The sequence below is a fragment of the Streptomyces flavofungini genome, assembly GCF_014650815.1.
Taxonomy (GTDB): Bacteria; Actinomycetota; Actinomycetes; order Streptomycetales; family Streptomycetaceae; genus Streptomyces; species Streptomyces flavofungini.
The window spans coordinates 68,770-82,169 of sequence record NZ_BMVR01000008.1 but is presented as its reverse complement, the minus strand read 5'-3'; the positions used below and the strand labels follow the sequence as shown (position 1 = coordinate 82,169).

The following is a 13,400-nucleotide window of genomic DNA, read 5'->3' as shown; positions in this document are numbered from 1 at the left end:
GCTACGCTGCGGCGATGCGCCTCCGCCCGTTCACCGTCGACGTGCTGCTCGCCCTCGGGCAAGTGGCGCTGCTGGCGTTGATCGGCCCCGAGGCCTCGTCGATCGGCTGGACCGAGCTGGACGTGCGGGGCTACGCCCTCGCGCTGCTCGTGATCGCGCCGACGGTGGTCCGCTCGAAGGCCCCGCTGCTCGTCTGCCTCCTCACCTACGCGATCTGGACCGTGTACGTCGCCGTCGGCTACTGGCCCGTGGTCACGTCGTTCGGCCCCATGCTGTGCCTCTACACGGTCGCCCTGCAACGCCGGACCCGCACGACCGGCATCTGCGCGGCGCTGCTCGCCGGGATCTGGGTGTTCGGCAGCCTGGTGAGCCAGGACCACGCCTCCGTGCCGTCGGTGGCGGCGCAGGCCCTCGGCGTCAACGCCCTGGTGTGGCGGCTGGGATACCTGGCCCGCCGCTCCGCCGAACTCGCCCGCAAGACCCGCGCCGAGCAGCAGGAGCAGGCGCGGGACGCGGTCGCGGAGGAGCGCGGGCGGATAGCGCGGGAGCTGCACGACGTCGTCGCCCACCACATGTCGGTGATCTCCGTGCAGGCGGGGCTCGCCAAGTTCGTCTTCGACTCCGACGCCAAGACCGCGCGTGCCGCGCTCGGCACCATCTCCGGCACCAGCACGGAGGCCCTGGAGGAGATGCGCCGCATGCTGCGGGTGCTGCGCGCCCAGGAGGACGACGGGGAGGCGCCGGACGCGCCGATGCCGGGGCTCGCCCGCATCGGGGACATGACGGACCGGGTCAGAGCGGGCGGGGTGCCCGTCGAGTTCCGGGTGCGGGGGACGCCGAGGCCGATCGCGCCCGGCGTCGAACTGTGCGCGTACCGCGTGGTGCAGGAGGCCCTCACCAACGTCCTCAAGCACGCGCGGCAGGCCAGCGCGACCGTGGAGCTGCACTACCACCGCGACTACATCGAAGTGTCCGTCACCGACAATGGGGAGGGGGTGATTCCGGACAGAGTGAGGAGCCCTGGTGGACATGGGTTGATCGGCATGCGGGAACGGGCCAAGCTCTACGGCGGAACGATCAGCATCGGACCGCGCAGCGTGGGAGGGTTCGCCGTGAGGCTGACCCTGCCGACGTCGGCACGGTTCGCACCGCCGGGAGACGACGCCAACGAATGAACGCAAGCCACATCAGGGTGCTCGTCGTGGACGACCAGTTCCTCATCCGCGCCGGGCTCGTCGGTGTGCTGCGGGCCGCGCCCGGCATCGAGGTGGTCGGTGAGGCGGGCGACGGCGACGAGGCCGTGGAACTGGCGGCGGCCACCCGTCCCGACGTGATCCTCATGGACATCCGCATGCCCGGCATGAACGGCATCACGGCCACCGAGCGCATCCTCGCCGAGGCCGCCGAGCCGCCGCCCCGCATCCTGGTCCTCACCACGTTCGACCTCGACGAGTACGTGTACGGGGCGCTGCGCGCGGGCGCCGCCGGGTTCCTGCTGAAGGACTCGGGGCCGGAACGGCTCCTCGCCGCCCTGGCCGCGGTCGGCAGCGGCGACGCGCTGTTCGCGCCGAGCGTCACCCGCCGCCTCGTGGAGGCCTTCGCGGTACGCGCCGGGGCCGCGCCCGCCGGTGAGCCGCCGCCGGACCTCGCCGCGCTCACCGGCCGTGAGCTGGAGGTCCTGAAGCTGATAGCCCGGGGCCTGTCCAACGCGGAGATAGCCGACCGCCTCTACATCAGCGAGGCCACGGTCAAGACGCACCTGAACCGCACCATGAACAAACTCGACCTGGACACCAGGGCGCAGGCGGTGGTGATCGCCTATGAGACGGGCCTGGTGACCCCCGGCGGCTCCAGCCTCTGACCTCGCTTCCTGGCGCGTGCACCGGACGGCGGCCCGTCCTCCCCCGTGGGAGCGCGGACCGCCGTCCGGCGTGCGGTGCCCGGCTCAGCAGGTCACGGCGGCGGTCCGCGCGGACCCGGTCCGGCGGGACGGGGCCCGCCAGCCGGTGTCCTCCTCGCCCTCCGAAGGCGCGCCCGCGGTGCTGTCGGTCATGTGAACTCCCCGTTGTGGTGGTCCGGCCGGCCGGTGCGAGTGGGCCCGCGCCGCCCGTCGTGCAGCACCGACTCTGCCGATCCGAACCGGTCGACATCCAGGGCCCTGGGACGAGTTGGGCCCCGGTGGGACGTCGCCCGCGCCGACCTGCGGGGACGCGGCGGCCGCGGACGCCGTCGTGGGACGCGGGACGCGCCGGGAGCGCCCTTTCCGGACGCCCGGGACGGACGCCGGGGGAACCGGAATTGTTGCATCCGCCATCTGATCGGGCGCAGGGGGCGATTCGCCTCGGGGGACCTTGGCACGCGTATGGGGTGGACATGCCGCGTTGGAGAGAGCTGCCCGCGTCACTGGGGGAGCAGGAACGCCGACTGGTCGTCCAGTTACGGCGGTTGAAGGACCACAGCGGGCTCAGTCTGACGTCCCTGGCCGCCAGGACCTCGTACAGCCGCTCCTCCTGGGAGCGCTACCTCAACGGCAAGAAGCCGGTACCGCGCGCCGCCGTCGAGGAACTGTCCCGGGTCTGCGGCGTGGAGCCGACGCGGCTGCTGGTGCTGCACGAGGTGGTGCAGGAGGTGCGGGGCGCGCCGGGCTCCGGGGGGCCCGCCGAGGCCGCCGGTGCCGTGACGGAACCGGCGCCCACGACCGGGCCGGAGGCGGCGGCGCCGTCGGAGCCCGTCGAACTCCCGGAACCCGCGGCCCCGTCACCCCCGCCCGTGCGCCCGGCGCCCCGCACCCTCCGCCTGCGCACCGCGCTCGCCGGGACGGCACTCGCCGTGGCCGCGGCCTTCGTGGGCGGGCTGTTCGCCGGCCGGGCCTGGGCGGGGGACGGGGACGGGGGCCGGAGCGGTCCGCGGTCCGCCGCCGGACCCGGGCCCGCTGCGCCGCGGTGTGCCGGTGGAGGCTGCGCGGGCGAGGATCCGGCGCGGCCGGGCTGTGGCGGGCAGGGGCGGGTGACCTCGTTGGCCACGCGGGAGTTCGGGGCCGGGCGGCGGGGGGAGCCGTGGTACGCGAAGGCGTGCGGCGCGGTGTGGGCGCGGGCCGAGGGGCTGCTGCTGCCGGGGGACCGGGTCGTGGTCGTGCTGCCGGGCGCGCGGGCCAAGGTGGTGCGGGTGGCGGGGGCTGAGGTGGTGCGGGTGGCGGGGGCTGAGGTGGTGCGGGTGGCGAGGGCCAAGGTGGTGCGGGTGGCGGGGGCTGAGGTGGTGCGGGTGGCGAGGGCTGAGGTGGTGCGGGTGGCGAGGGCCAAGGTGGTGCGGGTGGCGGGGGCCAAGGTGGTGCGGGCGGTGCGGGCTGAGGAGGTGCGGGCGGCGCGGGCCCGGGGCGCCCGGCGGTATCCGGCCACCCGCATGAGGGCCCTCGGGGGCGTCCGGCCGATGGCGGCCGAGGTGTGCCTGACCCCCGCCGACGGCTGCGCCCAGGCGTGCTTCTCGTCCTGAGCGGGCGAACCCGCAGGTGACGCAAGCGAGACGGCGCCCGTCCTCTCCCCCGTGGGAGGACGGGCGCCGCCGTTCCGCGAGGCGAGCCGTGGGCTCGCTGTGCGTCCTAAGCGTCATGGACGCGCCATGTCGGCAGCAAGCGAAGCGTTGCCCCTGTGGCACGGAAGTGACCATTCCGCAGCGCTGTTCCGGGCCCGCTACGGATGCGGGACGGCCCTGGTCGGATCGGGCGGAACGGGCGGCGGGGGCGGCGCGGACGGAACCGAACAGGGCTGCGTCGCCGTCATCAGTCGGTCGGACCGGGTCGCGCTGGGGGTGCACCATGGGGACGCGCGCGGGCGCCTGGCAGCCGCTTCCGGATGGGCTGCCGCCCGAAGTACGCCATCTCGTCGAGCAGTTGCGGCGGTTGAAGGACCACACCGGGCTCAGCCTCGTCGCGCTCGGCTCCAGAACCGCGTACAGCAAGTCCTCCTGGCAGCGCTACCTCAACGCCCAGCAGCCCCCGCCCCGGGAGGCCGTGCTCGCGCTGTGCCGGGTCGCGGGGGTGGACGGGGCCCGGCCCCTGGCCGGGTGGGAGCTGGCGGTGAAGGTGTGGCCGCGTGCGGGGGAGGTGTCCGGGGCGGGGGCGGCTGAGGTGCCGGCGCCCGGGGGGCGTACGGCCGGGGCGCCCGCGCCGTCCCCGGCCGACACACCACCGGTGGCCCCGGTCCGTGTCGTTCGGCGCCCCGCCCCCTCCTGGCGGCTGGTCGCCTGCTCCGCGCTCGCGGTGATCGCGCTCCTGCTGGTGAGCCTGCTGTGGATCGTCACGCAGGTGGCGGGGGTGCGCGGCGGGGCGGACGAGGGGCCGTCGCTGCAACCCGGGGCGAGCGTGTCCGAGCCGCTCGGCACGCGCCGGGCCCCGGGGACCGCCACGGAGTGACGGCCCCCGGGGCGGGGGTGGGGGCGCGGCCGCGACAGCACCGCGGTCCCGGGCGGTTGAATGTCAGCCGAGGCGGTTGTACGCGGCCTTCTGCCACTGACCGGCGATCCTCACGTAGTACGTACCGGCGATCCGCTTGAAGCCGATCTGGCGCACATAGCCCGTGTAGTCGACCCTGCCGTCCGCCTGCGGGCCGCTGAGGAAGTTGTCGGCCGTGCCGAAGGTCTCCTTGCCGACGATGCCGTCGATGTCCTCCAGGCCCTCGTGGGACTGCCACCACTTGGTCGCGGACGCGGTCTTCCAGCCGTAGTGGCCGTCGATGTCCGACTTGGTGAAGGGGTGCCGCACGCCGTTGCCGTCGCGCCACTTGGCGCCGTCCGCGTACAGGACGCTCTGCCACAGCCAGGTGGCGTTGCTGTGCGCGTGGCTCTGCCGGGAGAGGGTGCCCTCGTCGCCCCAGTCGTTGTACGCGTCGCCGGTGCCGTCGATGACGTGCGGCCCCGCGGCCTGGGCGAGCGGGGCGGTGGCGGCGAGGGCGAGACCGGCGGTGGCGGTCACGGCGACGGCGGCGGCGAGGAGCCGGTTCGGGCGCCGGATGCCGGTACGGGTGCCGGGAGCGGTGGTGCCGGGAGCGGTGGTGGTGTCGGTCGTGGTGCCGTCACCGGTTCCGGTGATCGTGCGGTGGTGCATGGTGGTTCCCCCCTGGTGGAACTGGTGGTTCTAGTGGTTCGATCACGGCATCCCGCCGCTGTGGCGCAGCGGTGCCGTGTTCGATGCTTCGGCACCGGAGCGCCCCGCAAAAGGGCCATCCACCGCATTCGGGACGGTTCTGGGACGTCCCGGTCCGGGAGCTGGGGTTCCGCATCGTGGACTGGGGCGACGGTGGGACACTGGGCCGTGGACCGGGGGCGTGCGACGGGGCACACTCTGTCCCAAATGCTCCCGCGCACTCCCATTCCGGGAACTGACATCCTGGCTCCGCGCATCCCTCTGGGTAGTTCAGGACCGGGGCGAGCGAGCCGTGTGCGGCCCGCCGGAGGTCCGGAGCAGAGGTATGAAGCGCGGGGGCAGTCAGGCACGTACGGGGGGAATAGGGGGAGCAATGCCTCGTTGGAAGGCGCTACCGGATGAGCTCGATCCGCAGGTCAGGGAGTTCGCGAACCAGCTGCGCAGGCTGGTCGACCGCAGCGGCCTGAGCATCGCCGCGGTCTCGGACCGGACCGGCTACAGCAAGACGTCGTGGGAGCGCTATCTGAACGGGCGGCTGCTCGCCCCCAAGGGCGCGATCGTCGCGCTCGCCGAAGTCACCGGCACGCCGCCGGTGCACCTCATCACCATGTGGGAGCTCGCGGAGCGTGCCTGGAGCCGCTCCGAGATGCGGCACGACATGACGATGCAGGCCATCCGCATCTCCCAGGCGCGCGCCGCGCTCGGCGAACTGGCGACGAATCCGCCGGTCAGCTCCAAGGAGACGAAGTCGCCGCGGGCGCCGAAGGAGCAGGAGCACGGCGGCTCGGGCAAGGCGCGCGGGGGCGGTGTCGGGGCCGTGACCGGGGTCGCGGGGCCCGCCGGGGTGTCGCCGACGGTGCCGCCCGTGGGGCGGGAGGCGGATCGGGTGCGGTACGGGGCGCAGGCGCCTGCCGTGCCCGCCGCCGGTACCGCGGGTGCTTCGGCGCAGGCCCAGGCGCCCGCCACGCCTTCGTCGCGTTCGTACGAGGCTTCGGCGCCGCCCGGGTCCCTGGCCGCCACGTCGTCGGTCGCGCCCGGGTACGCGGGCGGGGAGCGCGGGTCCGTGGCCGGGCCGGGGGCCGACGGGAAGTCGCCCGACGGGCAGCGGCGCAAGCGGAAGCTCACGATGTTCCTCGCGGGGATCGTGGGGGCGCTCGTCGTCATCGCGGCGGCGGTGTTCCTCACGGACATCGGCAAGGACGACGACGGGGGCGGCGGGAAGGCCGGGCCGTCCGTCTCGCCGACCACGTCCACGGCGGATCTGCCCGCCGGGGTCGAGTGCGCCGGGACGGACTGCGCCGGCAAGGATCCCGAGAACATGGGGTGCGGGGGCGAGTTCGCGCGGACGACGTCCCGGGTGACCGTCGGGACGAAGACCCTCGTCGAGGTGCGGTACAGCAAGACCTGCGGGGCCGCGTGGGCGCGGATCACCCAGGCCGCGCCCGGGGACAAGGTCACCATCACCGGGTCCGGGTCCGCCGCCGGGCAGAGCGGGACCGTCAACGGCGACCTCGACGCGTACACGCCGATGGTGGCGGTGAAGAACGCGGCGGCGGCGAAGGCGTGCGCCACGCTCAAGGCGGGCCGGACGGCCTGCACGAAGTAGCCCTTGACCACCGGCGTCGGCGCGCCCATCCCGCGGCTGCGCGGAGGCCCGTGCCGGGGCTGAACGGGCGGACGGGTGGGGGCTGTCCGCCGCGCCGAGGCGGGGCTGGAAACTGCCCGCACCGGAGAGGAATGCCCCGCCCTCCGGAGGGCAGACGCACCGTACCCCCACGGGAGTGGTCACACCCCCAGACGGCCGCCACATCTCCTCTCCCGAGGTGGCGGCCGTCACCCACGCCCGGGGCACCCGGCACCCACGCCCGGGCCGCGGCAACCGCCCCCCGGCGCGGGCGGGGACCCGGCCAAGGCCCAGGGGCCGGAGGCTGTGGGGCGGCCCACACGGCCCCGACGCCCCCGGCGGGCGACGGCGCGATAACCTGGCGCCCGGATCTCTCTTGATGCCAAGAGATCGATCATCGAGGGCGTCGGTGGGGATCCAGCACATAGGGGCAGGGACCCCCACCGCCAGCTGTCTTACGGAGATCGCCATGACCCGCACTCCCGTGAATGTCACCGTCACCGGCGCGGCCGGCCAGATCGGCTACGCGCTGCTGTTCCGCATCGCCTCCGGCCACCTGCTGGGCCCGGACGTGCCGGTCAACCTGCGCCTCCTGGAGATCACGCCCGCCCTGAAGGCCGCCGAGGGCACCGCCATGGAGCTCGACGACTGCGCCTTCCCGCTGCTGAACGGCATCGAGATCAGCGACGACCCGAACGTCGCCTTCGCCGGTGCCAACGTCGCCCTCCTCGTGGGCGCCCGCCCGCGCACGAAGGGCATGGAGCGCGGCGACCTCCTGGAGGCCAACGGCGGCATCTTCAAGCCGCAGGGCAAGGCCATCAACGACCACGCCGCGGACGACATCAAGGTCCTCGTCGTCGGCAACCCGGCCAACACCAACGCCCTGATCGCCCAGGCCGCCGCCCCGGACGTACCGGCGGAGCGCTTCACCGCGATGACGCGCCTCGACCACAACCGCGCCCTGTCGCAGCTGTCGAAGAAGACCGGCGCCCCGGTTTCCGACATCAAGCGCCTGACCATCTGGGGCAACCACTCGGCGACCCAGTACCCGGACGTCTTCCACGCGGAGATCGCGGGCAAGAACGCCGCCGAGGTCGTGAACGACGAGGCCTGGCTCGCCGACACCTTCATCCCGACCGTCGCCAAGCGCGGCGCCGCGATCATCGAGGCCCGTGGCGCGTCCTCGGCCGCCTCGGCCGCGAACGCCGCCATCGACCACGTGCACACGTGGGTGAACGGCACGGCCGCCGGTGACTGGACGTCCATGGGCATTCCGTCGGACGGTTCGTACGGCGTGCCGGAGGGCCTCATCTCCTCCTTCCCCGTCACCACCAAGGACGGCAAGTACGAGATCGTCCAGGGCCTGGACATCAACGAGTTCTCCCGCGCCCGCATCGACGCCTCCGTCAAGGAGCTCGAGGAGGAGCGCGAGGCGGTCCGCGGCCTCGGCCTCATCTGATCCCGCGGCCGGGCTGTTTCCCGGCCCGGCGAAGCCTGACCCAAGCCCCCGGCGGCCGCTCACCGCGGCCACCGGGGGCTTTTGTCTGCTGTGTATTCTTTCGGGGGACAGCTGTCCCATTCCCCTGACACTTGCCCCCCGCCCCGTCTAACTTGCGCGGCATGCAAGCCGACCCGCACCGACGGGGACCCGAGCCCGGCCCCGAGCCCCGGCCCCCGCGCCACTCCTGCCGCCGCCCGCGCCGCGGCCACGCGCACACCGAGGCCACCCGGCTGCTCTGCGCGGGCGCCCACGTCAACGCCGCGTTCCGCAGACGCGTCGTCGAGGAACTGGTCGGCCACGCCGAGCGCCCGGTCGCGCCGCCGCTGGGCGCCGACGTGTTGCCGGTCCTCGCGCACGCCCTGCGCGCCCGGCGCGACGAGCTGCGCACCGCGCTGCTGCTGCTCGCGGTCTGGGCCGCGTTCCTGGCCACGGACGCCGTCATGCTCTGGGACGCCGTGGCGGACCGCTCCGGCGGCGACTCGGGTCTGTCCGCGGGCGACATCGCCTGGCTGCCGTTCGGGACCGAAGCGGCGGGCGCCGCCGAGGCGGAGCCGGGCGGCGCGGCCCTCGGCGGCATGGTGCCGGGCGGCTGGGCCCTCGCGTACGCCGTCGTCGTCCTGCTGCTGTGGTGCGCGCGCGTCGTCGCGGGCCGGGACACGGGTGTCGGGGAGCCGCTGCGGCCGGTGCCGCTGCCCGCGCCGCTGGTGTGGCTGCGGCGCCGCTTCGGGTGGCTCCTCACGTACACGGCCTGGTCGTGCGCGGTCGCGTACGGCGGTGCCGCGCTCTTCGGGGTCGCCGACAGTCCGTACCCCGTGATCTTCCCGCTGCTGATCGCGGCCGTGGTCTGGCGCCACCAGTTCCTGCGCGACCGGACGCTGCGCGGGCGACTCGCCCGGCAGACCTTCGCCGAGACGCCGCAGCCCCGGCTGCCCGCCTGGTACCGCCGCATCGAGCGCTGCGTCCGCCGCGAGCAGGACGCCTCCCTCACCCTGTACGACGTCAACCGCCCCTTCGTCGGCGCCGGAACGCCCCGCAAGCCCTGGTCCGTCGTGCTCGAACTCCAGCGCGCCGAAGCCGAGTCGGCCGACCCGGCGGCCGGGCCGAACGGCGCCGTGCCCCGGCAGGGCGCCCCCGACGCGCTCACCGCGCGGGACATCATCACGATGATCGGGCCCCGGCTGCGGGCCCTGCGCAGGTCGGCCGCCGCCACCAGCCGGGACCGGCTGCGGCAGCTGGAGATCGAGGAGTTCGTCTATCTGCCCGCGGGCCCGGGCCGGGACGAGGAGCTGTACACCGGCGACGGTACGAGGACGGCGGTCGTGTACGACGAGGAGCAGGCCGCGCGCCACCTCGCCGAGGCGGCGGGCGAGGGCGGCGAGGCCCGGCGGCACTTCCTGCGCATCCGCGTCGGCGCCTGGAACGAACAGGTCGTCGTCTCGCTCCTGGTCCGGGTGCACACCCAGGGCGGCATGCTCGTCCTCGAAGTCGTGCCGCACGTCCTCGGGCCCATCGCGCCCGAGTTCCGCCGGGTCGACGCCCTGGTGGCGAGCGAACCCGGCGGCCCCCTGCGCGACGCCCTCCGCGCCTGCGTCGCCGCGCCCGCCCTCTCCGTCGCCCTCGGCATCACGGCCCTGCGCTGGCTCCCGTCTCTCGGCACGGCGCTGCGGCTGTGGCTGACGATGCCCGCGACGGACGAGATGAGTGAGGGGCACGAGGCGTACGAGACGTACAAGGCATCCGAGACGCGTGAGGCACGCGGGACGCAGGGGACGCAGCCGCCGCAGGGGACGCACAGGGCGCACGCCGCGCCCGCGACCCACACCGCCCACGCGGCGAAAGCCACGCCCGCCACCCACGCCACCCACGCGAAAAGCGTCCGATCCCCCCTCCGCCGCACCCGCCTCATCCGTCTCCTTCGTGCCACCGCCTCCCGCTTCCTCGCCGCGGACACCGGCCGCGCCCCCGACGCCCCGGCGGTCTCCCTGCGCCAACTCGCCGCCACCGACAGCCTCTCGCTGTTCCAGGAGATGGACGTCGCCCGCTACACCCGCACCCTCCAGGACCGCATCGGCGAGGGCGTCCGCGACGCGCTGCGCCTCGGCGGCTACCGCACGGACCGGCTGGAGCAGCACATCACGCAGATCAACAACAGCGGGGTCTACATCAAGGAGATGTCCGGCGGCGCCCTCGCCACCGGCACGCACGGCCAGGCCGCGCACACGGAGAAGACCCCCGCGTGAGCGCCGCCCGCACGACGCCCACGACCACGTCCCCGACGACCACCACGTCCCCGAACTGCCCACGGAAGGATCACCCATGACCGACGACAAGCCCCAGAGCGGCGCGGACGGCGGCGGCGCCCACGTCACCATCCACGCGATCAACGGCGGCTCCCAGGCCTTCGGCGCCCACGGCACAGCCGAGTCCACCAACGTCACGACCGTGGTTGCCGACCAGGCCCACAACCGCCTCCTCAGCACCGTCCGCACGCTGCGCCGCGAGCTGGGCGACGACGGGCACTCGGCCGAGGACCAGGAGGTGGCCGCCGCCCTCGACGAGGTGGCGGACGACATCTCCCGGAACGGGCGCGGCGGCAGCGGGCCGCTGACCCGGCTGCGCGACCGGCTCGCCGACTACGCGCCCGCGACCGCGACGGCCGCCGCCGTCACGGCTGTCCTGCAGGCCCTCGCCCAGGTCCTGGGCTGAGCGCGGACACGTGCGGAAGGAGGGCGGCCGGTGGTGCGGAGCTACGACAGGGACCGGCAGGAGTGGGTCGGCCGGGAGCGGGAGCAGGAGCTCGTGGCGCTCCACGAGCGGGACGCGGCGCGGCAGCGGACCGCCCGGCGCGGCGCCGTCGCGGTGCTCGCGGCGTGCGGGCTCGCCTTCGGCACCTGGGCGCTGGGCTGGAAGGACGAGCCGGAGCCGACGGTGTACCTGACGGAGCGGCTGCCCACGCAGGGCCCCGGCACGGACCAGGGCACGGGCGCGGGTGCCGAGGGCGAGGGGGACACCGCGCCGCCGTCCTCGGCGGGCGGTCCGCCGCCCGCGTACGAGAAGGTCGTCGACCCGGTGAAGGGCTTCCGCCTCGCCGTCCCGCGCGGCTGGACCCGCGCCCGCAACGACGGCCTGAACGGCGCCACCATCCTCAACTACCGCAGCCCCGACAGCACGCGGCGGCTGCAGTTCTACGAGGTGGGCGAGCCGACGCCGTACGCGTCGCTGCGGAGCTTCCTCGACGACACGAAGGTGACGAAGAACGCCGGTTTCAAGCAGCTGTCCCTGACCCGCCCCGCCAACGGGCCGGGCCCCGCCGCCCGGCTCACCTACCTCACCGACCGGATCACCGACGAGCCGGACGTCGGCACCTGGTACGTGGTCGACCACCGCTTCGAGGCGAACGACGGCAAGCTGTACGCGCTGACGGCGTACGGGGCCGACGCGGACGGCAGACAGGACGAGCGGGAACTCGTGGCCACGGCCCTGAAGTGGTTCTGCCCGCCGCTCACTTACTGCACGGACCCCGCCGCGGACTGAGCCGCGTCACCGCCGGGAGCCGGGCCCGGTCCGGTCCGCCGCACCGTCCGGAGCCAGCCGCGGCCCGAGCCCCGCCGCCACCACCCCCGCCGCGACGATCACCACCACGCCGACCACCCGCAGCGCCGCCGCCATCCCCGACGTGAAGTCCGCCGCGCCGCCCGTGTGGCCGGTGCCGGTGTGGGACGCGAGGACCGTGCCGGAGACGGCGACGCCGAGGGCCGCGCCGATCTCGCGGGCGGAGGTACCGAGGCCGGAGCCGAGGCCCGCCTGGTGCGGGGGCAGGGAGGAGACCACGCCCAGGGTCAGGGCGGGCATGCACAGGCCCGTGCCCGCCGAGATGACGAGCAGCCAGCAGACGTACGCCGCGTAGGGCGTGCCGGCGTCCGCCATGGACACGCCGAGCAGCCCCGCGCCGATGAGCAGCAGCCCGCCGCCCACCACCGGCCGGGGCGAGGCCGACCAGCGTGCCGCGAGCCGCGGCACCAGCGCCATGCCGACCGTCAGCGGCACGATGGCGAACCCGGCGCGCGCGGCCCCGTACCCCTTCACGTACTGCAGGTACTGCGAGTTGACGTAGAAGAGCGCGAACAGGCCGAAGAAGGCGGCCGCCGAGCCGAGGGTCGCCGCGGTGAGGCGGGCCGAGCGGAAGACGCGCGGGTCGAACAGCGGGGCGCGCGAGCGCAGCGCGTGCGCGACGAACGCGGCGAGCAGCAGGGCTCCGGCGGCGAAGGCGCACAGGATGCGGGGCGCGCCCCAGCCGTACAGGGGGCTCTCGATGACGCCGAAGAGGACGGCGACCAGGCCCGTCGTGAGCAGGAGGGTGCCGCGCGGGTCGAGGGACGGCGCGGCGGGTGTGCCCGCGGAGTGGTCGGTGCGGGGGGTGGTGCGGGCCACGGCGAGGGCGAGCAGCGCGCCGAGCGGCACCGCGATCCAGAACAGGGCGCGCCACGACAGGTATTCACCCACGAGGCCGCCGCCCGCGTTCCCGACGAAGCCGCCGAGGCCCATCGCGAGGGTCCAGGAGGCGAGGGCGCGGGGCCGCTGCTCGGGCGGCGCCACGCGCATCAGGATCGACATGGTCGCGGGCATGATCAGGGCGGCCCCGGCGCCGGAGACACCGCGTCCGGCGATGAGCAGGGCGGGCGAGACGGCGAGCGCGCTGACCGTGGCGCCCGCGACGAACAGGCCGAGCCCGGCGAGCAGCGCGCCCTTGTGGCCGATGGGGGTCCCCCCACGCCTCAAGCTGTGGGGGAGGTCGCCGAGCGCGCCCGCCGGGATGAGCAGGCCCGCGAACACGATGACGTACGCGTCGACGGTCCACAGGACCTCGCTCGCGGACGGGTCGAGGCCGGACGAACCGAGCTGCGGGATCAGCAGGTTGATGGCGGCGACCATGCTCTGCGCGACCGTCACGCAGGCGCACAGGACGATCAGGACCGACCGCTTCAGGACGGCCGGGGGCGCGGGTGCGGCCACCGGGCCGGGTGCGGACGGCGGGGCGGGGACCGGGACCTGGGCAGGCGAAGGCAAGGCTCCTCCTCGGGAGCGGTGTGGCGTGGGATGTACGGCCACCGTAGGCTCGCCCGGTACCTGCTTTCCAG

The 13,400-nt window shown here is 74.7% G+C and carries 10 protein-coding genes and 1 pseudogene; 9 read left to right on the top strand and 2 right to left on the bottom strand.

Translation table 11 applies throughout. The features are described 5' to 3' along the window. Positions 1–14 precede the first annotated feature (14 nt). The 4 genes and pseudogenes from IE274_RS21800 to IE274_RS40395 all read left to right on the top strand — a co-directional run. Positions 15–1,175 carry a sensor histidine kinase gene (locus tag IE274_RS21800; RefSeq protein ID WP_190117549.1) on the top strand — a complete coding sequence of 387 codons (1,161 nt, stop codon included), beginning with the start codon at positions 15–17 and terminating at the stop codon, positions 1,173–1,175. Further along, positions 1,172–1,861, top strand: coding sequence for a response regulator (locus IE274_RS21795; protein ID WP_190117548.1), 690 nt, complete (start codon positions 1,172–1,174; stop codon positions 1,859–1,861). The genes IE274_RS21800 and IE274_RS21795 overlap by 4 nt, the downstream gene beginning before the upstream one ends. Positions 1,862–2,373: 512 nt before the next feature. Beyond that, complete coding sequence (locus IE274_RS40085) at positions 2,374–3,489, top strand: helix-turn-helix domain-containing protein (RefSeq protein WP_268255581.1); 1,116 nt, start codon at positions 2,374–2,376, stop codon at positions 3,487–3,489. Positions 3,490–3,811: 322 nt separating this feature from the next. Beyond that, positions 3,812–4,094: pseudogene (locus IE274_RS40395) on the top strand (helix-turn-helix domain-containing protein); the annotation flags it as partial. Between the two features lie 377 nt (positions 4,095–4,471). On the opposite strand, the gene IE274_RS21780 reads toward IE274_RS40395, so the two are convergent. Then, a complete protein-coding gene (locus IE274_RS21780; protein ID WP_268255580.1) occupies positions 4,472–5,098 on the bottom strand; it encodes a peptidoglycan-binding domain-containing protein in 627 nt (208 codons plus the stop codon). Positions 5,099–5,510: 412 nt separating this feature from the next. Between IE274_RS21780 and IE274_RS21775 the strand changes: the two genes are divergently transcribed. The 5 genes from IE274_RS21775 to IE274_RS21755 all read left to right on the top strand — a co-directional run bounded on the left by IE274_RS21775 (position 5,511) and on the right by IE274_RS21755 (position 11,796). Continuing rightward, entirely contained in the window at positions 5,511–6,743 is a 1,233-nt protein-coding gene (locus tag IE274_RS21775; RefSeq protein ID WP_190117546.1) for a helix-turn-helix domain-containing protein, read from the top strand. Positions 6,744–7,230: 487 nt separating this feature from the next. Beyond that, complete coding sequence (locus IE274_RS21770; RefSeq protein ID WP_190117545.1) at positions 7,231–8,220, top strand: malate dehydrogenase; 990 nt, start codon at positions 7,231–7,233, stop codon at positions 8,218–8,220. 161 nt (positions 8,221–8,381) lie between these two features. After that, on the top strand, positions 8,382–10,502 hold the full coding sequence (locus IE274_RS21765; RefSeq protein ID WP_190117544.1) for an AbeC-like domain-containing protein: 2,121 nt from the start codon (positions 8,382–8,384) through the stop codon (positions 10,500–10,502). A gap of 76 nt (positions 10,503–10,578) precedes the next feature. Then, the gene (locus IE274_RS21760) at positions 10,579–10,968 is read left to right on the top strand and encodes a hypothetical protein (RefSeq protein WP_190117543.1); all 390 of its coding nucleotides are present in this window, start codon (positions 10,579–10,581) and stop codon (positions 10,966–10,968) included. Positions 10,969–11,001: 33 nt separating this feature from the next. Beyond that, positions 11,002–11,796 carry a serine/threonine kinase C-terminal domain-containing protein gene (locus tag IE274_RS21755; protein WP_190117542.1) on the top strand — a complete coding sequence of 265 codons (795 nt, stop codon included), beginning with the start codon at positions 11,002–11,004 and terminating at the stop codon, positions 11,794–11,796. A gap of 6 nt (positions 11,797–11,802) precedes the next feature. On the opposite strand, the gene IE274_RS21750 is transcribed toward IE274_RS21755, so the two are convergent. Beyond that, entirely contained in the window at positions 11,803–13,275 is a 1,473-nt protein-coding gene (locus IE274_RS21750; RefSeq protein WP_372447083.1) for an MFS transporter, read from the bottom strand. Between the last annotated feature and the right edge of the window lie 125 nt (positions 13,276–13,400).

What these genes read in the sequence shown, in the direction of transcription:
- IE274_RS21800 (WP_190117549.1), top strand. Translation starts at nt 15, where the DNA reads ATGCGCCTCCGCCCGTTCACCGTCGACGTGCTGCTCGCCCTCGGGCAA.
- IE274_RS21795 (WP_190117548.1), top strand. Translation starts at nt 1,172, where the DNA reads ATGAACGCAAGCCACATCAGGGTGCTCGTCGTGGACGACCAGTTCCTC.
- IE274_RS40085 (WP_268255581.1), top strand. Translation starts at nt 2,374, where the DNA reads ATGCCGCGTTGGAGAGAGCTGCCCGCGTCACTGGGGGAGCAGGAACGC.
- IE274_RS21780 (WP_268255580.1), bottom strand. Translation starts at nt 5,098, where the DNA reads ATGCACCACCGCACGATCACCGGAACCGGTGACGGCACCACGACCGAC.
- IE274_RS21775 (WP_190117546.1), top strand. Translation starts at nt 5,511, where the DNA reads ATGCCTCGTTGGAAGGCGCTACCGGATGAGCTCGATCCGCAGGTCAGG.
- IE274_RS21770 (WP_190117545.1), top strand. Translation starts at nt 7,231, where the DNA reads ATGACCCGCACTCCCGTGAATGTCACCGTCACCGGCGCGGCCGGCCAG.
- IE274_RS21765 (WP_190117544.1), top strand. Translation starts at nt 8,382, where the DNA reads ATGCAAGCCGACCCGCACCGACGGGGACCCGAGCCCGGCCCCGAGCCC.
- IE274_RS21760 (WP_190117543.1), top strand. Translation starts at nt 10,579, where the DNA reads ATGACCGACGACAAGCCCCAGAGCGGCGCGGACGGCGGCGGCGCCCAC.